The sequence below is a fragment of the Fodinicola acaciae genome, assembly GCF_010993745.1.
In the GTDB taxonomy this organism is placed as follows: Bacteria; Actinomycetota; Actinomycetes; order Mycobacteriales; family HKI-0501; genus Fodinicola; species Fodinicola acaciae.
In genome coordinates this window covers 1320986-1343023 of the sequence record NZ_WOTN01000003.1, presented here as the reverse complement: position 1 = coordinate 1343023, position 22038 = coordinate 1320986, and the positions used below count along the sequence as shown (strand labels likewise).

Annotated in this window: 20 protein-coding genes and 1 pseudogene; 15 read left to right on the top strand and 6 right to left on the bottom strand. The window is 68.7% G+C overall.

Features of this window, described 5'->3' with window-relative positions:
- Window positions 1-38: 38 nt before the first annotated feature.
- The 9 genes and pseudogenes from rfbB to GNX95_RS32465 all read left to right on the top strand — a co-directional run bounded on the left by rfbB (window position 39) and on the right by GNX95_RS32465 (window position 10089).
- Window positions 39-1001, top strand: a complete 963-nt coding sequence (gene rfbB, locus GNX95_RS32505) for a dTDP-glucose 4,6-dehydratase (RefSeq protein WP_163511480.1) — start codon at window positions 39-41, stop codon at window positions 999-1001.
- Entirely contained in the window at window positions 998-1867 is an 870-nt protein-coding gene (rfbD, locus tag GNX95_RS32500; protein WP_163511479.1) for a dTDP-4-dehydrorhamnose reductase, read from the top strand. The genes rfbB and rfbD overlap by 4 nt, the downstream gene beginning before the upstream one ends.
- 268 nt (window positions 1868-2135) lie before the next feature.
- Window positions 2136-2747 (top strand): 50S ribosomal protein L25/general stress protein Ctc, encoded by a 612-nt coding sequence (locus GNX95_RS32495; RefSeq protein WP_163511478.1) that lies wholly within the window; start codon window positions 2136-2138, stop codon window positions 2745-2747.
- Window positions 2744-3319, top strand: a complete 576-nt coding sequence (gene pth / locus GNX95_RS32490; protein ID WP_163512069.1) for an aminoacyl-tRNA hydrolase — start codon at window positions 2744-2746, stop codon at window positions 3317-3319. Before GNX95_RS32495 ends, pth begins: the two co-directional genes overlap by 4 nt.
- 260 nt (window positions 3320-3579) lie before the next feature.
- Window positions 3580-5067, top strand: coding sequence for a sugar transferase (locus GNX95_RS32485; protein ID WP_222854087.1), 1488 nt, complete (start codon window positions 3580-3582; stop codon window positions 5065-5067).
- Between the two features lie 60 nt (window positions 5068-5127).
- On the top strand, window positions 5128-5871 hold the full coding sequence (locus GNX95_RS32480) for a 3'(2'),5'-bisphosphate nucleotidase CysQ (RefSeq protein WP_163511477.1): 744 nt from the start codon (window positions 5128-5130) through the stop codon (window positions 5869-5871).
- 93 nt (window positions 5872-5964) lie between these two features.
- The gene (gene cysD / locus GNX95_RS32475; protein WP_163511476.1) at window positions 5965-6870 is read left to right on the top strand and encodes a sulfate adenylyltransferase subunit CysD; all 906 of its coding nucleotides are present in this window, start codon (window positions 5965-5967) and stop codon (window positions 6868-6870) included.
- A pseudogene (gene cysN, locus GNX95_RS32470) lies at window positions 6871-8154 on the top strand (sulfate adenylyltransferase subunit CysN); the annotation flags it as partial.
- A 291-nt stretch (window positions 8155-8445) separates the two neighbouring features.
- Entirely contained in the window at window positions 8446-10089 is a 1644-nt protein-coding gene (locus GNX95_RS32465; protein ID WP_163511474.1) for a CBM96 family carbohydrate-binding protein, read from the top strand.
- Between the two features lie 218 nt (window positions 10090-10307).
- Here the strand turns inward: GNX95_RS32465 and GNX95_RS32460 are convergent, their stop codons facing one another.
- Complete coding sequence (locus GNX95_RS32460; RefSeq protein ID WP_187369732.1) at window positions 10308-12329, bottom strand: DUF4185 domain-containing protein; 2022 nt, start codon at window positions 12327-12329, stop codon at window positions 10308-10310.
- Between the two features lie 146 nt (window positions 12330-12475).
- Here GNX95_RS32460 and GNX95_RS32455 point away from each other — a divergent pair, with 146 nt between their 5' ends.
- Complete coding sequence (locus GNX95_RS32455; protein WP_163511473.1) at window positions 12476-12988, top strand: DUF3291 domain-containing protein; 513 nt, start codon at window positions 12476-12478, stop codon at window positions 12986-12988.
- A 1-nt stretch (window position 12989) separates the two neighbouring features.
- Here the strand turns inward: GNX95_RS32455 and GNX95_RS32450 are convergent, their stop codons facing one another.
- A complete protein-coding gene (locus GNX95_RS32450) occupies window positions 12990-13427 on the bottom strand; it encodes an SRPBCC family protein (protein ID WP_246281834.1) in 438 nt (145 codons plus the stop codon).
- Window positions 13428-13612: 185 nt separating this feature from the next.
- On the opposite strand from GNX95_RS32450, the gene GNX95_RS32445 reads away from it, so the two are divergent.
- On the top strand, window positions 13613-15928 hold the full coding sequence (locus GNX95_RS32445) for a HelD family protein (protein ID WP_163511472.1): 2316 nt from the start codon (window positions 13613-13615) through the stop codon (window positions 15926-15928).
- A gap of 140 nt (window positions 15929-16068) precedes the next feature.
- Window positions 16069-16773: a ribose-5-phosphate isomerase RpiA gene (gene rpiA / locus GNX95_RS32440; RefSeq protein ID WP_163511471.1), complete on the top strand. Its 705-nt coding sequence runs from the start codon at window positions 16069-16071 to the stop codon at window positions 16771-16773.
- On the opposite strand, the gene GNX95_RS32435 is transcribed toward rpiA, so the two are convergent.
- The gene (locus GNX95_RS32435) at window positions 16706-17893 is read right to left on the bottom strand and encodes a sigma factor (protein WP_163511470.1); all 1188 of its coding nucleotides are present in this window, start codon (window positions 17891-17893) and stop codon (window positions 16706-16708) included. The genes rpiA and GNX95_RS32435 overlap by 68 nt on opposite strands.
- A gap of 115 nt (window positions 17894-18008) precedes the next feature.
- Here GNX95_RS32435 and GNX95_RS32430 point away from each other — a divergent pair, with 115 nt between their 5' ends.
- The 3 genes from GNX95_RS32430 to GNX95_RS32420 are packed head-to-tail and all read left to right on the top strand — an operon-like array spanning window position 18009 to window position 20481.
- The gene (locus tag GNX95_RS32430; protein ID WP_163511469.1) at window positions 18009-18428 is read left to right on the top strand and encodes an organic hydroperoxide resistance protein; all 420 of its coding nucleotides are present in this window, start codon (window positions 18009-18011) and stop codon (window positions 18426-18428) included.
- Window positions 18429-18434: 6 nt separating this feature from the next.
- Window positions 18435-20165: a tetratricopeptide repeat protein gene (locus tag GNX95_RS32425; RefSeq protein WP_163511468.1), complete on the top strand. Its 1731-nt coding sequence runs from the start codon at window positions 18435-18437 to the stop codon at window positions 20163-20165.
- Window position 20166: 1 nt separating this feature from the next.
- Window positions 20167-20481: a putative quinol monooxygenase gene (locus GNX95_RS32420; protein ID WP_163511467.1), complete on the top strand. Its 315-nt coding sequence runs from the start codon at window positions 20167-20169 to the stop codon at window positions 20479-20481.
- Here GNX95_RS32420 and GNX95_RS32415 read toward each other — a convergent pair.
- The 3 genes from GNX95_RS32415 to GNX95_RS32405 form a co-directional block, all read right to left on the bottom strand.
- Entirely contained in the window at window positions 20478-21050 is a 573-nt protein-coding gene (locus tag GNX95_RS32415) for a DinB family protein (RefSeq protein WP_246281833.1), read from the bottom strand. The genes GNX95_RS32420 and GNX95_RS32415 overlap by 4 nt on opposite strands.
- Window positions 21051-21083: 33 nt before the next feature.
- A complete protein-coding gene (locus tag GNX95_RS32410; protein WP_163511466.1) occupies window positions 21084-21338 on the bottom strand; it encodes an ATP synthase subunit c family protein in 255 nt (84 codons plus the stop codon).
- A gap of 89 nt (window positions 21339-21427) precedes the next feature.
- Window positions 21428-22033, bottom strand: coding sequence for a TetR/AcrR family transcriptional regulator (locus GNX95_RS32405; RefSeq protein ID WP_163511465.1), 606 nt, complete (start codon window positions 22031-22033; stop codon window positions 21428-21430).
- Window positions 22034-22038: the final 5 nt, after the last annotated feature.

Sequence of the window (22038 nt, the reverse complement as noted above, 5' to 3'; positions counted from 1 at the left end):
CATCCGCCAAACGGCCAGCGTGGCATATTCTTTCGTTCGTGCGACTGGTGGTCACCGGCGGCGCCGGCTTCATCGGCTCGGAGTTCGTCCGCGCCGCGGTCGCCGGCCGGCTCGCGCTCGCCGCAGAACCGTCGGTGGTGGTGCTCGACGCGCTGACATATTCCGGCAACCGCGCCAATCTGGACGCCGTGGCGGGCCGGATCGAATTCGTCCACGCGGACATCTGCGACCCGGCGCCGGTCGCCGAGGCGGTGGCCGGCGCCGACGCGGTCGTCCATTTCGCCGCCGAGTCCCATGTCGACCGGTCGATCGCCGATCCGGCGGCGTTCGCGCGTACGAACGTCGTCGGCACGCAGACGCTGCTGGAGGCGGCACGGCAGGCCGGCGTCGCCCGGTTCGTGCAGGTGTCCACCGACGAGGTGTACGGCTCGATCGCCACCGGATCGTGGCCGCCCGACCAGCCGCTCGCGCCGAATTCTCCTTACGCGGCCTCGAAAGCCGCCGGCGACCTGATGGCGCTGGCCTACCACCGGACCTACGGCATGGACGTGGTGGTGACACGCGGCTCCAACACCTACGGGCCGTACCAGTTTCCGGAGAAGATCATCCCGCTGTTCGTGACGCGGCTGATCGACGGCGGGACGGTGCCGCTCTACGGGGCCGGCGACAACGTACGCGACTGGATCCACGTCAGCGACCACTGCGCCGGCATCGCCGCGGCCCTGCGCGACGGCAAGGCCGGCGGCGTCTATCACCTCGGCGGCGGTGTCGAGCTGACCAACCGCGAGCTGACCGGGCGGCTGCTGGCGTTGTGCGGCGTCGGCTGGGATCGTGTGCGTACGGTGCCTGACCGGCTCGGACACGACGTGCGCTATTCGCTGGACATCGGCGCGACCAGCGCCGAGCTCGGCTGGCGGCCGGTGGTCGAGCTGGACCGCGGCCTGGCCGATACGGTCGACTGGTATCGCGACAACCAAGCCTGGTGGAGGCCGCTCACGTGACCCGTTGGCTGATCACCGGCGCCGGCGGCATGCTCGGCCGCGAGCTGGCGGTGCTGCTCGGCGAGCAGCGCCTCGACGACGTGACGGTGGCGCTGCCGCGCGCCGACCTGGACATCACCGACGCGGCCGCGGTCGGCGCCGCCGTACGCCAGGCGGTCGGGCCCGGCGACATCGTCGTCAACGCGGCGGCCTGGACCAACGTCGACACCGCCGAGGCCGACGAGGCGGGCGCTTTCGCGGTCAACGCGGAGGGGCCGGCGGCGCTGGCCGGCGCCTGCGGACAGGTCGGCGCGCGGCTGATCCACGTGTCGACCGACTACGTCTTCGACGGTGCCGCCAGCCGGCCATATCCGGAGGACGCGAACACCCATCCGGTCAACGCGTACGGCCGGAGCAAGCTGGCGGGGGAGAAGGCGGTGCTGACGGCCCTGCCCGCCGACGGGTTCGTGCTGCGTACGACCTGGCTCTACGGCGCGTACGGCGGCAACTTCGTGTCGACCGTCCTCGCGGCCGGCCGCGCCGGTGAGCCGCTCACGCTCCCGGACAACCAGCGCGGACAGCCGACCTGGACGCGTCCGGTCGCGGAGGGGATCGTCGCGCTCGCGTTGTCGCAGGCGGCGCCGGGGGTCTACCACGGGTCGGCGAGCGGGTCGGCGAGCCGGTACGAGCAGGCGGTGGCGGCCTTCGAGGTGGCCGGCCTGGACCGGTCGCTGCTCACGCCGACGCGGACGCCGGCTCCGCGGCCGGCGGCTCGGCCGGCGTACACGCCGCTGGCCCACGACCGGTGGATCCGCGCCGGCCTGCCGCCGTGGCCGGACTGGCGCGGCATGCTGTTCACCGCGATCCGCGGCGGTGCGGTCTCCTGACCGCGGGCCTGGCGCGCGTAGGGAGTCCCGCGGGCACTACACCTGATTGGGAGATGTGGTCAAGGGTCGTCTAGACTTGCGGGGTTGCCCGGCGAGGGATGCCATCTCGGCTCCGTTATCGACGCGCTCGGATCGCTGCGTGTTTGGCCTTCCCCGGCGGACGACGAGCCGGCCGGGTGAGGTGACCCAGCCCGGTGCCTTGTCCACACACAACCAGTACAGCCGTCGCGGTCCGCCGCGTGTACCGCAGCTTTAAGGAGCAGGAGTCGTGTCCGAGGTCCGTATCACCGCCGAGCCGCGCACCGAGTTCGGGAAGGGTGGCGCACGCCGCACCCGCCGCGCGGGCAAGATCCCGGCCGTGCTGTACGGCCACGGCACGGCGCCGCGGCACGTGGCGCTGCCGGCCCGGGAGTTCGCCGCCGCCATCAAGAACGGCATCAACACGCTGCTGACCGTCGAGATCGACGGCGGCAAGGAGCTGGCGCTGCCCAAGGCGATCCAGCGCGACCCGATCAAGGGCACCTTCGACCACGTCGACCTGCTGCTGGTACGCAGCGGCGAGAAGGTCACCGTCGAGATCCCGATCGCGGTGGTCGGCGAGCCGTCGCCGGGCGGCCTGGTCAACCAGGAGCTGGACCGGCTGACCGTCGAGGCCGAGGCGACGCACCTGCCCGACGGCGTCGAGGTGTCCGTCGAGGACTTCGAGATCGGCAGCAGCATCACCGCCGGCGACATCGCGCTGCCGGCCGGCACGACGCTGGTCGGCGACCCGGAGGCCTACGTCGTCGGTGTCGTCGCGGCGCCGGCCGAGGCCGCCGAGGAGGCCGCCGAGGGTGCTGAGGAAGCCGCCGAGGCTCCGGCCGCCGAGGAGAACGCCTGACCGGCCCCGACGGCCCGGCACTGATCGTCGGGCTCGGCAACCCCGGGCCCGGCTACGTCGGCAACCGGCACAACGTCGGCGCGATGGTGCTCGACCTGCTCGGCACGCGCGCCGGCGGCACGTTCAAGCTGGCGCGCCGCGGCCGGGCCCAGGTGATCGAGGCGCGGCTCGACCGCCGTGTCGTGCTGGCCAAGCCGCTGACGTACATGAACGTCTCTGGCGGACCGGTCGCCGCGCTGCGCCAGTTCTACAAGTCCGACCTGCTGATCGTCGTGCACGACGAGCTCGACCTGCCTTTCGGTGTCGTACGGCTGAAGCAGGGCGGCGGCGAAGGCGGCCACAACGGCCTGCGGTCGATCAGCCAGTCGATCGGCACCAAGGACTATGTGCGCGTACGCGTCGGCATCGGCCGTCCGCCGGGCCGGCAGGACCCGGCCGACTTCGTCCTGCGTGACTTTTCCGCGGCGGAGCGCAAGGAGCTCGACCTGGTCATCGACCGCGCGGCGGACGCGGCCGAGGCGGTCGTACGCGACGGGTTGACCGCGGCGCAGAACGCCTTCCACGCCTCCTGACGCGTTTTACTTATCCAAGTTTTCCCGCGAACCCACCCCCCACCCGTTTTTGGGTGGGGCCCAGATTGGCACACGGGTACGACAGTTTCGTGCCGTAGCGGGTATCTCTGGCCCGACTGTCCGATTTAGACATCCCACGTGTGTCCAACGTGGACAGTCGACGGCGAGACACGTGGCGACTGACGATGGTCAACCGTGCGATACCTGTACTATGCCGCTTTATCACTGTATTTCAGTGCATATAGGGCAAGGAGGCAACGGTGCCGGTCGTCGACTATGCCGAAACCGTCAAGGACGACCTCCGCATTGTCTTCGCCCCCACCGAAACGCCGCCGAAAACGCGGTGGGCCGAGCGCTACGTGCACCAGCTCGTCGCGCTCGACGCGGCCGTCGGTCTGCTGGCCGGCGGCGCCGCGTTCGCGGTACGGTTCGGCAAGCTGCGCGACTTCACCTGGCCCTATCTGGTCCTCAGCCTCGCGCTGCCGCTGGTCTGGCTGACCGCGCTCGCGCTCGGCCGCGCGTACGACCGGCGGTTTCTCTTCGACGGCAACGACGAATACCGCCGCGTGCTCAACGCGGCCACCGGCCTGACCGCCACGCTCGCGCTGCTCTCGTACGTCGCCGGCCTGGAGGTCGCGCGCGGTTACGTCCTCATCGCGCTGCCGATCCTCACCGCCGCCGACATGGTCGGCCGCTTCGCGATGCGGCAGTGGCTGGTCCGCCGCCGCGCGCGCGGTGAGGCGATGCGCCGGGTCGTCGTCGTCGGATACGAGCGGTCCGTTCTCGATCTTTGCCGCGAGCTGCGCCGCAACTTCCACCACGGCCTCACCGTCGTCGGCGCGTGCCTGCCGACGGCACCGATCGCCGGCCCCGGCGACACGGCGCAGTTCCTCGACTTCGGACGTGTCGCAGTGCTCGGCAGCTTCGACGACGTCGACCTCGCTGTACGACGCACCGGCGCCGACGCGGTCGCCGTGCTGGCCTGCCCGGAGATGGACGCCGCGGCGATGCGCCGGCTGTCCTGGAAGCTGGAGCGCACCGGCACCGATCTCATGGTCGCCGGCGCGCTGCTCGACGTCGCCGGTCCGCGTACGACCATCCGGCCGGTCGACGGACTGCCGATGCTGCACCTCGAGCACGCCGAGCTCTCCGGCGCGAGGCGGCTGGTCAAGGGCGCGTTCGACCGCGTCGTCGCCGGTGCCGGCCTCGCCGCGCTCGCGCTGCCGCTGCTGATGCTCGGCCTGGTGATCCGGCTGACCAGCCCCGGACCGATGCTCTTCCGGCAGGTACGCGTCGGCCATCATGGCAAGGAGTTCGTGATGCTCAAGCTGCGGACGATGGTCGCCGACGCCGAGCAGCAGCTGGCCGCGCTGCAGAGCGACACCGACGGTGCGATGTTCAAGATGCGCCGCGACCCGCGGGTGACCCCGTTCGGCCGCTTCTTGCGCCGGTTTTCCATCGACGAGCTGCCACAGCTGGTCAACGTCCTGCGCGGCGAGATGTCGCTGGTCGGTCCGCGGCCGCTGCCGGCCCGCGAGATGGGCCACCGGTACGAGGAGTTCCGCCGCCGGATGGTCGTCAAGCCGGGGATCACCGGGCTGTGGCAGGTCGGCGGCCGTTCCGACCTGTCCTGGGAGGACGCCGTACGCCTGGACCTGCGTTACGTGGAAAACTGGTCGCTCAGCCTCGACCTGGTCATCCTCCTGCGTACGGTCACCGCCGTCCTCCGCCACGCCGGCGCGTACTAGCGGAATGTGGCCAAGGCGTCATTGGTTCTGACCCAGAGATAAACGTAACCTGGGGGCACGATGGACGACCACGAGCTGGCGCGCCAACTGGCCGACGAGGCCGGCGCCGAGCTGCTCAGGCTGCGCGCCGAGCGCGGCTTCGCCGACCCCGCCGGCCTGCGCGACGAGGCCGACCAGCTGTCCCACCGGCTACTGGTCAAGCGGCTGGCCGAGACCCGGCCAGGTGAGGCCGTGCTGTCCGAGGAAGGCAAGGACGACCCGGCCAGGCTGGACAGCGGGCGCGTCTGGATCGTCGACCCGCTCGACGGCACCCGTGAGTACGGCGAGGACGGCCGGGTGGACTGGGCCGTACACGTGGCGCTGTGGCAGGGCGATCTCGTGGCCGGCGCGGTCGCGCTGCCGGGACAGGGCCTCACGCTGGCGACCGACGACCCGCCGCCGCCTCCGGCCAGGCACGACGGTCCGGTCCGGCTGGCGGTCAGCCGCAGCCGTGCCACCGAGCTGGTGACCAAGGTCGCCGACCGCCTCGGCGCCGAGCTGGTGCCGATGGGATCCGCCGGCGCCAAGGCCTCGGCGGTCGTACGCGGCCAGGTCGACGCATACGTGCACTCCGGCGGCCAGTACGAGTGGGACTCGGCGGCACCGGTCGTTGTGGCGAAGGCCGCATCGGTCTTCACCTCGCGGCTGGATGGCTCACCATTGACCTACAACCGCGCCGACCCGTGGCTGCCCGACCTGGTGGTGTGCCGCGCCGACCTGGCCGAAGCGGTGCTCGCGGCTATCGCGAAGGCGACGGGTTCGTGAGCATCGCAAGCAGCGTGCGTCAGCGTGCTGCTCATCAGGCGCGGAGCGGTTCCGGAGTCGAGCAGTGTGATCGCGAGTCAGTGAGGAGATACGTTGCGAGCGGACTATCGGCTGAGCCAGCTCGATGTGCTGGAGGCGGAGTCGATCCACATCATCCGCGAGGTGGCCGCCGTCATGCAGCGGCCTTGCCTGCTGTTCTCCGGCGGCAAGGACTCGATCACCATGCTCCGGCTGGCGCAGAAGGCGTTCTGGCCGGCGCCGATCCCGTTTCCGGTCATGCACGTGGACACCGGCCACAATTTCGCCGAGGTGCTCGAATATCGTGACCGGCGGGTACGCGAGCTCGGCGTCCAGCTGATCGTCGCGAGCGTCCAGGAGGGCATCGATCGCGGCATCGCGGTGGAGGAGCCCAACGGCTCACGCAACCGCGCTCAGACGCCGGTTTTGCTTGACGCGGTGGAAAAACACAAGTTCGACGCGCTGTTCGGCGGTGCTCGCCGCGACGAGGAGAAGGCGCGCGCGAAGGAGCGCGTCTTCTCCTTCCGCGACGATTTCGGCCAGTGGGACCCGAAAAACCAGCGCCCGGAGCTGTGGAACCTCTACAACGGCCGGGTCCACCAGGGCGAGAGCATCCGGGTTTTCCCACTGTCCAACTGGACCGAGCTGGACATCTGGCAATACATCGCCCGTGAGGACATTCCGCTGCCGGAGATCTATTACGCGGCGCCGCGCCAGGTGTTCGAGCGTGACGGCATGCTTTTCGCCGCCAACGAGTTCTGCCAGCCGCGTGCCGGTGAGACCGTACGCACCGAAACCGTCCGCTATCGCACCGTCGGTGACGCGACGCTGACCGCGGCCGTACGCTCCGACGCCGACACGGTCGCGAAGATCATCGACGAGATCGCCACGACCCGGATCACCGAACGCGGCGCCACCCGCGGCGACGACAAGTTTTCCGAGTCGGCCATGGAAGACCGCAAGCGCGAGGGGTATTTCTAGATGACGACCACGGTTGCTCCTCGTACACAGCTGCCCGGCAAGGAGTTGCTGCGCTTCGCCACCGCCGGCTCGGTGGACGACGGAAAGTCGACGCTGATCGGCCGGCTGCTCTATGACTCGAAGTCGATTTTCACCGACCAGCTCGAAGCGGTGGAGCGGACCAGCCGCGACCGCGGCGACGAATACACCAACCTCGCGCTGCTGACCGACGGCCTGCGCGCCGAGCGCGAGCAGGGCATCACCATCGACGTCGCCTATCGTTATTTCGCGACGCCACGGCGTACGTTCATCATCGCCGACACGCCCGGCCACATCCAGTACACGCGCAACATGGTCACCGGTGCCTCCACCGCCGACCTCGCCATCATCCTGGTGGACGCGCGAAAAGGCCTGCTGGAGCAGAGCCGCCGGCACGCGTTCCTGGCCACGCTGCTGCGCGTGCCGCATCTGGTGCTGGCGGTCAACAAGATGGACCTGGTCGACTACGACCGGGACGTTTTCGAGCGGATCAGGGACGAGTTCACCTCGTTCGCCGCCAAGCTGGAGGTCGGCGACCTCACCGCGATCCCGATTTCCGCGCTGCGCGGCGACAACATCGTCAGCCGGTCGGAGAACACGCCGTGGTATGAGGGAAGTTCGCTGCTGCACCACCTGGAAAACGTGCACGTCGCCAGTGACCGCAACCTGGTGGACGTACGTTTTCCGGTGCAGTATGTGATCCGGCCGCAGTCCACCGCCTATCCGGACTATCGCGGCTATGCCGGCACGATCGCCGGCGGCGTGCTGAAACCCGGCGACGACGTGCTCGTCCTGCCCAGCGGGTTCACCTCGAAGATCGCCTCGATCGACACCGCGGACGGTCCGATCGAGGAGGCTTTCGCGCCGATGTCGGTGGTGCTGCGGCTGACCGACGACCTGGACGTGTCGCGCGGCGACCTGATCTGCCGGCCGAACAACGCGCCGAGCGTCACGCAGGACCTGGACGCGATGGTCTGCTGGATGGACGAGCGGCAGCCGCTCGCGGTCGGCCGCAAGTACGTCATCCAGCACACCACACGGTCGGTGCGGACCATGGTTCGCGAGGTGCAGTATCGACTGGACGTGAATACACTGCACCGGGACGAGACGGCCACCGAGCTGCGGCTCAACGACATCGGCCGGCTGCGGCTGCGTACGACGCAGCCGCTGTTGTGCGACGACTACGGCCGCAATCGCACCACCGGTTCGTTCATTCTCATCGACGAGGCGACCAACGTCACTGTCGGTGCTGGCGCTCTATTGCGTCCGTAATATTCACCGGCCGCCTGGAAAAGTAATTCTTTGACTGCGGATTGTAATAACGCAGCGTAATCAACGGTGTGGCGGAATGCCGTTCGCAGGACGTCACGAACCGGTCACGAAAGATCCGTTGACGGGTCCTCGATTTGCTCACACCATGACCAGGGATTAATTTCGGGGTCTGATCAGAGGGCGGATCGGGTAACGAGTATGGCAGCAAGAATACCGTCCGGGGGGACTGGAAAGCGGCAACCGCGCTTCGGCGTGTCGTCTGGGTGTCGCATTTCCCGTCGCACCGTGCGTGTCGCCGCCATTTCGTGCGCGATCGCCGTGCCGCTCGGCGCATCTGGTTTGGTGCTGGCAAACACGGCCGCTCCGGACGCCGGCAGCAGCGTCGTGGCGAAGGCGGAAGCCGATTCCTATGTGGATCACGACCGCCCGACCGTCAACTTCGGACAGTCGCGGCGGCTGTTGGTTGGTGGCAGGTCGTGGCCGATGTCGTACGTACGCTTCCAGCTGCCGGCCGCCGTTGCGAACCAGATTCGCGGCGCGCGTCTGGTGCTGACATACGCGACACCGCCGGCCGCGGGCGCCACCGTGTCGACCGCGCTGGCCGCCTCCTGGTGGACCGAAAACGGGGTCACCGCGGAAAACGGGCCGACCCCTGGCTACGCGTTGGGCCGGTCGAGCGGGAAAACCGGCAAGGACGCGGCCAGTTTCGACGTGACGCGAGCCGTACGCGGAAAGACTCAGGTCACCCTCGCGGTGTGGGGCAGCGGTCCGCAAACCGTGTTCGCGTCACGGGAGAGCGGATCGCCGCCGCGGCTGGAGATCCAGCTCAACGGCGAGGCGCCGCCGATACGCGCCGAGGAGTCGCCGTCGCCGTCGGCGTCTCCGAGTCCGTCCACGTCACCGAGTCCGTCGGTTTCGCCGACGCCGTCGGCATCGATGTCGCCATCCCCGTCACCGAGTGGATCCGGGTCCGCGCAACCGGATCCGGCCTGCCCGGTGTCCGACAAGCTGGTGCCGTCGTGCGGCGCGTGGTGGGGTGTGGCGGCCAATCCGCTCAACGGCGAGACCTGGGACCAGGCGCTGAGCAACTTCGAGACCGAGATCGGCCGGTCGGTCGACATCGCGCATTTCTACAAGAAGTCGCCGGAGTTCTTCCCCTCCTCGACCGAGATCGCCCGCGCGCACGACCCGGCGCATCCGCGGATCCTGCTGATCAACTGGAAACCGCAGGGTGACCGGACCTGGGCGCAGGTCGCTGGTGGCGCGGTCGACGCGTACATCGACCAGGAAGCCAGCTATCTCAAGAAAAACTTCACCGACCGGTTTTTCCTGGCCCTGCACCACGAGCCGGAGATGGACGTCAACCCGACCGCCGGTTCCGGCATGACCGCCAAGGATTATGCCGCGATGTTCCGGCACGTCGTCGAGCGGCTGCGTGCCGACGGCGTGACCAACGCCGTATTTGTGTTGAACTATCTCGGCACGCCTGACTGGGGCAGCCAGCCGTGGTTCAACGATCTCTATCCCGGTGACGACGTGGTCGACTGGATCGCCGAGGACCCGTACGTGATCCGCGGCTCCGATCCGTGGTGGACGACGACTTTCGGCGCGGCCGTCGACCGCAAGGAATCCGGACATCCGCAGTGGCCGGGTTTCTACAGCTGGGCCAAGCAATATCACCCCGACCGGCCGATCATGCTCGCCGAGTGGGGCGTCGACGAACAGCCGAGCGATCCGGACGGCAAGGCCGACTTCTTCCTCAACCAGATCGGCGGAATGCAGCAGTATCCCAACATCAAGGCGCTGGTCTACTGGAACTCGGTGCCATTCCACCCGGTCGGCATCACCAGGGTCGACTCGTCCCAGCCGGCGCTGGACGCGTATCGGAAGCTCTCCGACATCCCGTTCCTCAACCAACCGGGCACGTAAAAGGCACCAGGCTGGGTTAACGTCATCGATTGCTTGTTGCGTTGGGTGGGTGGTTGCGTCGCGTACGCGGCAGCCCCGGCGCAAATGTGCTCAAGCAGAGCTCGCCGACGGGGGAGAACGAACAAACCGGACAGCCGCGCGCTTTGATGTCTTGCTACCATCACCCAAACCGGCAGAACGGGCGTTTAGCGTTACAGCCGCACCGTTCGGTGACGCCGCTAGACCGGATTCAGTGTGACGTCGTCGATCTGGAGCCAGGAATCGGTGCCAGGCGACCAATATCCGGCGTAGACCGTCATCGCGGTGTTGCCGCCGGAGTTGAAGTCGACGTTCACCTGCGTGTACGCCGGCAGGCCGCCGAAGTTGGTCTCGGCGAACACCGCGGATCCGCTGCGTACGCCGAAATATCCGCCGGTGAAGTTGTTGGAGTTACGCAGCCAGCCGGTCAGGCGATAGGTGGTGTTCGGCTTGACCGGCACGAGCTGTGTCGTGGCGTTCCAGTTTTTCGTGCTCGTGTGGATCCACGCGTTGTTGTTGCCGGCGTGCTGGAAACCGCCGTGGTCGATGCCGTGCTGGTCGGGTCCCTCGGCGACCCAGGGTGCCGACACGGTGTTGGTCGGCTGGCGTTCGAAACCGGGGTCGGTGACCGCGGTTCCGTAATATGCCTGCAGTTCGGCGATGGAGGTGAACGTACGCGTGCCGCCGGCGCCGCCGATGACGCGTACGCCGTCGGCCACCACCGGGTCAAACATGAAGACGTACGTTTTGTTGGGGCCGGCGGTGTTGTTGGTCGGATAGGCCGGCGTCGCGGTCTGGCCGGTGACGTTGGTCCACACGTTGTTTCTGCGCACCTGCACGGTCGGTGGTGTCGAGAACCAGCCACCGTCGCTGAACATGTTGCCGGTCGTGTAGACCACCTTGTTCACGTTGTACGTGCGCGGCCAGGTGTAACCCCACCAGCTTTGCGGCTTGTTCTCGTCGTTCCAGTCGTCGTCGGTCTGGGTCAGGACACCGTCGTTGTAATAGCTGACATTGCCGTAATGCAACGACTTCTCGATCGGCACGGTCCCCGGCTCCTGCGCCAGGTTGCGCGAGCCGTCGATGCCGTTGGTCGGTGTCGTGTCGGCCTGCGGCGTCAATGTCATGCGCCGCAACGAATAGCTGTAGACGGTGTTCAGGCCACCGCCGCCACACGGACAGACATTCGCCTGCACCCACATGCTTTTGCCGTCGGCGCTGATGAACTTGGACGGGATGGTGACGCCGTAGCCGCCGTGTTTGGCCGTGGTCCACGGATATCCGCCGAAGTCCTTGGTGAGGAAATGCTTCCACGGCCCGTACGGCGTCGGCGACTCGTAGAACTCCCAGGTGAACTCGGTCCACGACGTGTAGATGTAGCGGTCGAGCGGTTTGTCGTAGACGACGCCACCCTGGCTGATCACGCTGAATCCCTGCGACGGCGGCGTTCCGTTGTACATCGAGACATAGCGGCGGCTGGTGTCGGTCAGCACCGGCGTACGTGCGTCGATGTTGGACGACCACGTGCCGCCGGCGTAGAACTGCCAGGCCGACCGGTTTTGTACGCTGCCCTTGGGAACGCGGGCCAGATAAACGTCCTGCGGATCGGCGACGATGCCGGAGAAGGAGTCGCGCCAGTTGTTGTCCAGGCCGTACGCGTAGACGTATCCGTCAGTGTTGTTGGCGCTGTCTTTTCCATAGTCCAGGAACATGATCGTGGTGAACTTGAAGTTGCCGAACATCGGCGCCGAATGGTCCCAGGTCCAGGTCTGGCCGTGGTCGGTGGACTTCAGGATCGTCGCGGCGTCGGCCGCGTCGAAGGCGTTGGTGCCGGCCTTCAGGTCCTGCACGGCGAGGTAGATCGTGCCGTCGACGCAGACCATGCCGGTCGGCTTGCGGTTGTAGCCGGAGGTCCAGATGCTGCCGACGTTGTCGCCGCCGGTCAGCGTCGCTCCGGTCAGGCTGCCCGGCGCGCCGCTGACCCGGCTGACCGCGATGTCATAGCCGGTGCTGCCGCTGAAACCGCGGCCGTCGCCGTTGGCGGTGTAGAGGTTGTCGTCATCGGACCAGCACGACGGCCACAGGTCGCCGTCGCTGTTGGTGCCGGCGGTCGTGTGTTCCTCGACGTTGACGGTGGAGAAGTACGTGCTTTCCGGCGGCGCGGCCGCCGCGCTCGGAGTGCTCGGCACCAGCAGGGCCGCGACGATCAACAGGGCTGCCATCGTACGCATTTCGGACTCGCTTCCATGCGCGCTGGAAATCGATTTCCGGAACGTATCCGCGCACTGGTCCAACGTCAAGATGGTCCGGTCGATTACGGCCGGATTGGACCTGGAGTCGGCCAGCCGGCGTTGTGCAGACTGGGCGCATGACCTATCAGCTCGCGCAGGTGAACTACAGCCGGCTGCTCGCTCCGCTCGACGATCCGCGGCTGGCCGCGTTCGTCGCCGGCCTGGAGCCGGTCAACGCGGTCGCCGATGCGGCGCCCGGCTTCGTGTGGCGGATGCAGACCGAGGACGGCGACGCGACCGCGATCCGCGCGTTCGAGTGGGACGCCGGCGAGAGTGCCGGCGTGATCGTGAACATGTCGACGTGGACGAGCATCGAGGCCCTCGCCGCCTTCGTCTACGGCCCGCTGCACGTTGCTTTCCTGCGGCAGCGCCGAAAGTGGTTCGAGAAGGTGGAGCGCCCAACGACCGCGCTCTGGTGGGTCGCGGCCGGACACGTGCCCACCACCGCCGAGGCGGAGGAGCGAATCCTGCACCTGCGCGAGCACGGGCCGACGCCATACGCCTTCACCCTCAGGCGCCATTTTCCCAGCCCTGACGCCGATCCCGAGGACGCGCGCGACGGCGACCCGGGCTGGCTCTGCCCGGCCTGAGTCAGGCTCGGAGGGCTTTTTCCTGCTGTTCCAGCACGAGCGGCCACGCGTCCCGGTGACCGTCGCGCAGCTCCTCGCGCGGAAAACCGGCGTGCCGCAGGCGTACGCGCGTGCCGTCGGCCTCCGGCGTGAACGTCACCGTCACCACCGTCTCGGCGCCTTCCGTGCCGCCGTCGCCGGTCACCCAGGTCAGTTCCACCAGCCGCGCCGGCTCCAGGCGCAGGAACCTGCCATAGTGCGGATGGCGCGCGCCTTGGAAGTCGGTCTGGAAGAAGAACGGCGCGTCGATCCGCGGCTCCATCAGCACCGATCCCGGCGCGGCGAACCACCGGTCGAACTCCTGCGTCCAGGCACGATAGAGCACGTCGGCGCTCAACGCCATCGCGCGGTCGGTGGTCAGCTCGTACCGGCGATCCGACAGGTCAGGTGCCGCGAACATCTTCTGCCTCCAGAGTTATATGTCTCAAGAGACATGTAAGCATGTCCGAGGCGGCCCGGCAAATGGAGACCAAAAAAATGCGACCATCCGGAACGGATGCTCGCTGTGGTAGATTAGCTTGTTGCTAGATAGAAAAATGAACACATAAATCCATTGGCATCAATGCTACCAAGGGAGCAGCGGCATTGTCAACCTCGGCGGCTGGCGTCAGTCCGGACCAACGCACCGAAGGCAACGAAAGCGAACTGGAGAACGAGCGCGACTACCTGGCTTTTCTCTACCGTCATCTGGACGAGCAGCGCGAGGCGACGCAGCGGCGGCTGAAGGAGATCCTGATCCAGGACGGCCGTACGCCCGGCGCGGTGGTCGAGCGCGACGCCGCGTACACGATGCAGAGCGACCGGCTGGCGCAGCTCCGCTCGGTCGACTACGCGTTGTGCTTTGGCCGGCTCGACATGCTCAACAACGATCGGTTCTACGTCGGCCGGCTCGGACTTTTCGACCCTGACAACGACTACGAGCCGCTGCTGATCGACTGGCGCGCGCCGGCCGCGCAGCCGTTCTACACCGCGACGGCAGCGACACCGGCCGGCGTACGGCGGCGCCGGCACATCCGGATGCGCGGCCGCGCGGTGACCGGCATCGACGACGAGGTGCTCGACCTCGACTCGCTCGACGACGCCGACCGCAGCACGCTCAACGGCGAAGGCGCGTTGCTGGCGGCGCTCAACGCCAACCGCACCGGCGCGATGAGTGACATCGTCGCGACCATCCAGGCCGAGCAGGACGCCGTCATCCGTGCCGACGCGAACGGCGTTCTCGTCGTACAGGGCGGCCCTGGTACGGGAAAAACCGCGGTCGCCCTGCATAGGGCCGCGTATCTGCTCTACACGCATCGCAACCGGCTGCGTAAGCAGGGCGTGCTGGTGCTCGGTCCGAATGCGACCTTCGTTCGCTACATCGCCGACGTGCTGCCGTCGCTCGGCGAGACCGACGTGCTGCTCTCCGACCTCGGCGACCTGCTGCCGGGCCTCACGGCGACCGGGGTGGAGCCGCCGAGGGTGGCCGCGGTGAAGGGCCGGGCGGCGATGGCCAAGGTGATCGCGGCGGCCGTACGCGACCGGCAGGAGCTGCCGGAGGTGGCGATCGAGCTGAAGGTCGACGGCTACACGCTGCGGCTCAACCGGCAGACCGTCGCGAAGGCACGCGACCGCGCGCGCAACACGCGGCAGCTGCACAACGTGGCGCGCGCGAACTTCGCACGCCAGATCATCCGCGCGCTCGGCGACCAGTTCGCGCGCAAGCTCGGCGACAAGTTCCTGCAGCGCGGCGACATGGACGACATCCGCGGCGAGTTGCGCGACGATCCGTCGGTCATCGCCGCGATCGACCATCTGTGGCCGATGCTGACGCCGGAGCGGCTGCTCACCGACCTGTACGCGAGCGACCAGCGGCTGGTGGCGGCCGCTCCGCGGTTCTCGCCGGCCGACCGCGCGCTGCTGCGCCGCGAGCCGGGCTCGCCATGGACACCGGCGGACGTACCACTGCTCGACGAGGCCGCCGAGGTGCTCGGCGAGGACACCCGCGAGGCGGAGCGCCAGGCCGCGCACGCGCGCGCGATGGAGATCGCGTACGCCGAAGGGGTCCTGGAGATCATGACCCCGTCCGATCACGCCGACGAGGAGGTCCTGCAGGTCACCGACGTGTTCACGGCGAGCGCGCTGGCCTCCAGGCACCACAGCGCCGAGTACGAGACGACCGCCGAGCGCGCCGCCGCCGACCGGCAGTGGACCTTTGGCCACGTGATCGTCGACGAGGCGCAGGAGCTGTCGCCGATGGCCTGGCGCGCGGTGATGCGACGCTGTCCGAGCCGGTCGATGACCGTCGTCGGCGACATCTCGCAGCGGTCGGTGGCGGCCGGTGCCGGCTCGTGGGACGAGGTCATGCGGCCGTACGTCCGCGACCGCTGGCGGCTGGCCGAGCTGACCGTCAACTACCGCACGCCGGACGAGATCATGGCGGTCGCCGCCGACGTACTCGCCGAGGTCAGCGCCGGCGCCACCGCGCCCCGGTCGGTGCGCAGCACCGGCGTCCCGCCATGGCACCGGCAGGCCAGCGCCGACACACTCTCCGGTGAGCTGGTGAAGGCCGTCGAGGCGGAGCTGTCGCAGGTGGGGGACGGCACGCTGGCGGTGATCGCGCCGGCGGCGCTGGTCGCCGAGCTGTCCGGCCTGCTGGTCGACGCGCTGCCGCAGGCCTTCACCGCGCCGCCACCGTCGCTGGCGCGGGCCGCCGTGATGACCGCGAGCCAGTCCAAGGGCCTGGAGTTCGACGCCGTACTCGTGGTCGAGCCGCAGGCGATCGTGGCCGAGTCCGAGTATGGCGGGAACGACCTCTACGTCAGCCTGACGCGTCCGACACAACGCCTCGGCGTGCTGCACAGCGCCCCGCTGCCACCGGCCCTGTCCGGACTGTCCGCGTACGACCCCACCCCCGTTTGAGCGCCGGCCGCAGGGACACTCCCGGTCACTACGAGTCACACCAAACGAGAAAAGCGATCCGGACGACCTTAAGTTCCTGGCATTGGCGCCAGGCGCACGAAGGCGGGTGGAAGGATGGCGGCCGGAGAGAGGGGACGCGAGTGACTGGTCAGGACGACGCCAAGCGGGTGGCCGGGGAGCGGGCCATCGCCGAATACCTGGCCGACGGCCTGCGGGTCGGCCTCGGCTCCGGCACGACCTCGCGCTGGTTCGTCCGTACGCTGGCCAAGCCGGTCGCCGACGGCCTCACCATCACCGGCGTGGTCACCTCGCAGACCACCGCCGAGGTGGCGGCCGAGGCGAAGGTGCCGCTGGCCGACCTCAACGACGTGCTCGAGCTGGACATCGCCATCGACGGCGCCGACGAGATCGACGCCGCCGGCAACATGATCAAAGGCGGTGGCGGCGCGCTGCTGTGGGAGAAAATCGTCGCCACCGCGGCGAAAAAGATGGTCGCGCTGGTGGACGACAGCAAAGTGGTGGAAAAGCTCGGGAAGTTTCCGCTGCCGGTCGAGGTGATCCCGTTCGGGTGGCGCAGCACCGAGCGCCACCTGCGCCGGGCGCTCGCCGATTTCGGTTATGCCGACCCGAAAATCGAGCTGCGGATGCGCGACGGCGACATCATGCGTACGGACGGCGGCCACTACATCCTCGACGCGCACCTGAAGCAGATCGACGACGCGCCGGCGCTCGCCGCGCGGCTCAACACCATCCCCGGCGTGGTGGAGCACGGCCTGTTCATCGGCATCGCCGCCGCCGTCGTGATCGGCCATCCCGACGGCAGCAGCGACATCCGCCATTTCTAGGCCTTAGGCCTTCGGCAGCCGGCTGTCCGGCGGCGGTGCGACACGGACGAAGGACCTGCCGTCGGTCACCTGGACCGACCAGGTCGGCAGGGTGGCGCCTTCGCTCACCTGCGTCCGGCTGAGGCCACCGTCGAGGCTGCGGAAAAGGCGAGGTCGCGAAGCCACCGGCTCGAACGCCAGCGCGTAGACGGTCCGGCCGTCGTGGGTCGCGACACTGAGGAACGTGCCGGCGGTGGCGGCGTTGGCGACCGGATGGTTCTGCCAACTCCTGCCACGGTCCCGGCTGACGTGCACCGCCAAGGCCGTGCCGGTCGTGCTGGCCGTCCACAGCGATCCGTGGTGGCCGGCATAGCAGGCTGGATGACGACGAAGGCCCCTGGCTCGGGTCGGGATAGGTGAGATCCGGCGGTGGTTGCGCGGCGAAGGTCCGCTGGCCGCCGGTCTTGGGGTCGACGGTGAACTCCGCGCCCTGGTCGCGAAAGACCGGCCAGTTGGCCGGTGCCGCGGTGGCCGGCGGTGCCTCGGCCGGCACCTTGGCCCAGGTCGCGCCGCCGTTGTGGCTGATCAGTCCGCCAACGATGACGGTGTTCTCATCAAGCACCACGACGATCTGCCCCGTCGAGGCAGGCATCGTCGACGTCTGCCAGTGCCGGCCCGCGTCGGCCGTACGGGCCAGGAGCATCGATCCGGAATAGCCGCACTCGTGGGTCGCGGTCAGCAGGTGGTAGTAGAGCAGCGCGATCGCCTCCGCCCGCGGCCGCGGCAGCCGGCGGATCGCCTCCATCAGTTCGAGCCGCTCAGGGCCGATGCCGGGCAGCACGTCCGGCTCGGCCGGTCTTCGCCGCCGCAGCATCTCCAGCCGTTGGCGCCGCCGGTAGCGGCTCCGGCAGATGTTCAGGGTCACCGTCCGCGGCCACGCCTCGGCGCTGTCGGCCGCCAGCACGCTCGCCGGCCGCCGCGACGCGCGTACGAACGTCTCCTGCACGGCGTCCTGCGCCTCCGCGCGACTTCCGGTCAGCGCGTACGCGGACAGCAGCAGCCGCTCGTACGTGTCGCGGTGGATCCGCGCGATCTCGTGCCGGTCGTCGTCGACCCGCGCCACCGCGATCGCCACCTCCATGCGGCCTCCTCGGTGCGGTCTCATCGCGGTTGACCCGGGACGAGCCGAGTGCGGTTGCATCTGCCGGTAAGTTGGTCGACGCTCGCCTCGAGACCACCGGACCGGAAGGACGAGCATGCCGGAGAAGATCCTCTACACCGCCGAGTCGGTGTCCAGCGGCGACGGCCGCAACGGTCACGTCACGTCGTCGGACCGGCGGCTCGACCTCGACCTGGCGATGCCGCCGGAAATGGGTGGGTCGGGGGAGGGGACCAACCCGGAGCAGCTGTTCTCGGCCGGTTACGCGGCCTGTTTCCACAGCGCGCTGCGGCTGGTCGCGCGGCGCGCCAAGGCAAACGTCGACGGCTCGGAGGTGACCGCGCGGGTCGGCATCGGTCCGGACGGGCCGGCTTTCGGGCTGGCCGTGACGCTGGTCGTGAAGCTGCCAGGGGTCGATCCCGAGCAGGCCAAGCAGCTCACCGAGGCGGCGCACGAGGTCTGCCCGTACTCTCGCGCCACCCGCGGCAACATCACCGTCGACCTGACGGTCGCCTGACCCGGCATGACCGACACCGAAGGCGTCGCCGATCCGACCCTGGAAGCCGAAGGTGAGCTGAGCCTGGCGCGGATCGCGCTGGACGAGGGCGACCGGTGGCACGCCGCGGAGCACGTCGCTCGCGCGCTGGTGTGCTCACCGGCGTTGCCGGAGGTGCATGAGCTGCTCGCCACGCTCGTCGACCCGGAGCTGTTCTCGATGGAGCCGCCGGTGTTTCTCGGCGAGGCGGTGGCCCGCGCTCACCTGCTGGCCGCGCGCGGCGAGGAGGCCGAGGCGTTGGAGTGGCTGGTTTCCGCGCAATGCGCCGAGCCGCGTTCGGCGTGGGCCGACGTGCCCTGGGTACGCGACGCGGCGCTGCCGGCGCGGCTGTCACCGGACGACGTGGTCCAACTGCTCAACCAGTTGTACGGCGTGATGGCCGATCCGGTGGCCGAGGATCAGCGAACGATGTTCGCACCGTACGCCGACTTTCTGGAGAACGCGATCGCCGCTTTTCCGACGGCTGCCGGATTGCTGGCCAGCGCGTCGATTTTCGTACGCAGGATGGGCGATCCCGAGCGAGCCGCCGATCTGGCGCAGCGTTCGATGGACATCCAGCCGTCGTTTCCCGCCGCGCTGGCGTTGGGATACGCGTACCGGTCGCAGGGCCGGATCGAGGACACCGAGCGTGCCTGGATCCGTGCACTGGACTTCGACCCCGGCAACCTCGCGGTCTTCACCGACCTCGGCGAGTTGCTGGACAACAACGGCCGGCACGACGAAGGCCTCGCCTGGGTCGAGCGTGCGTTGGAGCGCGATCCGCGGGAGGAAGGCGCGTTTCCGACCGCCTGCGGCATGCGGTTCCGGCGGGACAACGACATCGCGCACCTGGTCGCGCTGGCCGACTATCTGCGTGAGCATCCGGACAACGGTTACGCCGAGGGCGTCCTCGCGCGGACGTCCGGCTCGCGTTACTGGCTCAGCGAGATTCCGCGGACGTACGAGTCGATCCTCAACCTTTTGGCGCAGCTGCCGGAAAATTCCGGTGCGGTGTCGTGCACCGTCACCGCGCCGGAGCCGCCGAGCGCGTTCCTTGCCTTCAGCAGCGTGGCGCCCGGCTCGTCGATCGAGGTGACCGACCGGCCGGAGCCGGACGCGTGGCTGCCGGTGCCGGACGTTTTCGACGAGGACGAGCCGAAAACGCTGGTCTGGACGCCCGATGGCGAGCCCGCGGTGGCGCCGCCCGCGCCAGAGTCGGCCGCCGCCGTACGCGACCTGGCCACCAGCCAGTGGCGGCACCTGCCGCAGCTGTTCGACGATGCCGTACGCCTCGCCGGCCTCCCGCTGCCGGATTTGCTCGGCGTCATGGTGCATCCGCCGGCTCCGGAGGACAAGACCGACTGGCCGCGGTGGCTGCGCGCGATCCAGGTCGCCGCGTGCCTCGGCATCGCGCATCACCTGCCGGACGAGCCGTGGCGGTCGTCGACGCGCCGAAAAGTGTTGTTCGAGCTGGCATTCGGGCCGGAGGACTGGGTCAGCGAGGCGGCGCTGCTGGCGATGGTCGCCACCGCGTGGGTCGAGCCGCCGGCGCGTACGGACGTGGCCCACGTGGTGGCGGCGCGGTTCTTGGCCGCGGTGGAGGCCGGCTGTCGGCGGCCGGTGACCATCGCCGACACGCTCGCCCTGCTGGTGCTCGCGACGCCGCAGATGCCACCGAAAATCGCCGAGTTTGCCGTTGGCTACTACCAAAAGGACTAATATGGCTGTCGTCGTCGTTGCGATCCTGCATCCGAAAGCCGAGCACCGCGACGAGGTGCGCGACGCACTCGTGTCGCTCATCCCGAAGGTGCACCAGGAGGACGGCTGCGAACTGTATTCGCTGCAGGAAAACGCCGACAACTTCGTGTTCGTCGAACAATGGACCAGCCAGGAGGCGCTGCGCGCGCACGGCGGCGGCCCGGTGCTGGTCGAGATGAACGCGTTGCTGGAGGGCAAGATGGCCAAACCGGCGACGCTGCACATCACCTCGCCGGTGCCGGCCGGTGATCCGCGAAAAGGGATCGTACGACCCTAAGCTGGCTGCCCGGTGACGTCGTAGCGGTGATGGACGACGTCATGCAACAAATAGCGCGCGAACGTGTCGACGGTGAACCGCGCGCCGTCGCTGCGCCGCCCGGTGCGGTCCCATTCGGTGACTTTGTCGAAGTCCGAAGCCAAAGCCTCGATGGCTTCGGTCAGCTCATCGGCCACGACCGCCGGATCCTGTTGGTCGTACGCGTCCTCGATCGCGGTCTCGTCCTGGTTCCAGTTGGCGAAGGCCGGATCGTCCTCGGTGAGCATCAGGTCCAGCCGCTGCCGGAACAGCCGGCCGACATCGCGTACGTGACAGCCGTATTCCAGCACCGACCACTTGTCTGGTCGCGGCCGCTCGCGCGCGGTCGGCTCGCTCAGTGTCGCCGGCCAGTGCGCGGTGGTGGCGCGGAGCAGGTCGCCGACCCGGTCACGGTCGACGTTTTGGCTCAGGTAACCGCATTCTGGACAGCGTCGCTCGAGGATCCAGGTCCAGTCCTTGGTGTCCGGGGTGATCGTCACGCCGACATGCTGCCAGCCGCTGCGCCGGCCGGGGCCTCGAAAAGCTGCCACGTTCCACCGAAAGACGGCCTGTTTCGGCGTGCGCTAGCCGAACGGTTTGCCGATCGTGAAGACGAACACGACCATGAAGGCGAGGTTGATGAAATACGCTGCCTCGACGACGCCGAGGGTCAACGCGAAGACCGGGAACGTCCGGCCGCGCGACTCCGGCTGCCGGGCCAGGCTGTTCACCATCGCCGAGCCGACCAGTCCGTCGCCGATCGCCGCACCGATCGCGCCGCCGCCCAGTGCGATGCCGCCAGCTATCAGGGCCCCCATCAAGACCTGGTCCGATGCCATGGTCCCCTCCTCAGATGTGAAGTGCTCGCTTCATTGTGAAGCAACTTCACTATATGTCTACGCGTACCGTTGGACAACAGCGGCTCCGGTTACGGAGTGCGGAGTGCGTCTCGGCCGGCGATGAGTGCGCGCGTGGCGGCTTGCGCGTGGCCGACGGCCTCGGTGACGGCGGTCTCGCCGTGGCCGAAAGCGCCGTCGAGCAGGAGAGTCGCGTGTCCGTGGTAGGTCGCGAGGATCGCGAGCGTAAGTGGCTTGCCGCTGTGGGAGCCGCCGCCGGTGAGCGTGTCGGCGGCCTGGAAGAGCGTGTCGGCCAGCGTCGCGGTCGCCTCGTCGAAGTCCGGACGGTCGCGCTTGTCCAGGCCGGCGGCGAACAGCGCCTGGAACAGCGGTTTGTTGGTGGCGGCGAACCGTACGTACGCGGCGGCGGCGCCGACCAGCCGCTCCGCCGGCGTGGCCAGCTCGCCGGTCTCCGCTGCGACCGCCGCCGTGAGAGCGCCGGCGCCTTTTACCGCCACCGCGGTCAGCAGCGCGTCGCGGTCGGCGAAATGCCGATATGGCGCGGCGACGGTGACGCCGAGCCGGCGGCTCGCCTCGGCCATCGAGAAGCCGGCCACTCCGCGCTCGGCGATCAGCTCGACGGCCGTGTCGACCAAAGCCGCCGCGAGGTCGCCATGGTGATATCGAGGCCGTTTCACACGCC

What these genes read in the sequence shown, in the direction of transcription:
- GNX95_RS32460 (WP_187369732.1), bottom strand. Translation starts at nt 12,329, where the DNA reads ATGGCAGCCCTGTTGATCGTCGCGGCCCTGCTGGTGCCGAGCACTCCG.
- GNX95_RS32450 (WP_246281834.1), bottom strand. Translation starts at nt 13,427, where the DNA reads ATGTTCGCGGCACCTGACCTGTCGGATCGCCGGTACGAGCTGACCACC.
- GNX95_RS32430 (WP_163511469.1), top strand. Translation starts at nt 18,009, where the DNA reads ATGCCGGAGAAGATCCTCTACACCGCCGAGTCGGTGTCCAGCGGCGAC.
- GNX95_RS32410 (WP_163511466.1), bottom strand. Translation starts at nt 21,338, where the DNA reads ATGGCATCGGACCAGGTCTTGATGGGGGCCCTGATAGCTGGCGGCATC.
- GNX95_RS32420 (WP_163511467.1), top strand. Translation starts at nt 20,167, where the DNA reads ATGGCTGTCGTCGTCGTTGCGATCCTGCATCCGAAAGCCGAGCACCGC.
- GNX95_RS32435 (WP_163511470.1), bottom strand. Translation starts at nt 17,893, where the DNA reads ATGGAGGTGGCGATCGCGGTGGCGCGGGTCGACGACGACCGGCACGAG.
- GNX95_RS32455 (WP_163511473.1), top strand. Translation starts at nt 12,476, where the DNA reads ATGACCTATCAGCTCGCGCAGGTGAACTACAGCCGGCTGCTCGCTCCG.
- GNX95_RS32425 (WP_163511468.1), top strand. Translation starts at nt 18,435, where the DNA reads ATGACCGACACCGAAGGCGTCGCCGATCCGACCCTGGAAGCCGAAGGT.
- GNX95_RS32480 (WP_163511477.1), top strand. Translation starts at nt 5,128, where the DNA reads ATGGACGACCACGAGCTGGCGCGCCAACTGGCCGACGAGGCCGGCGCC.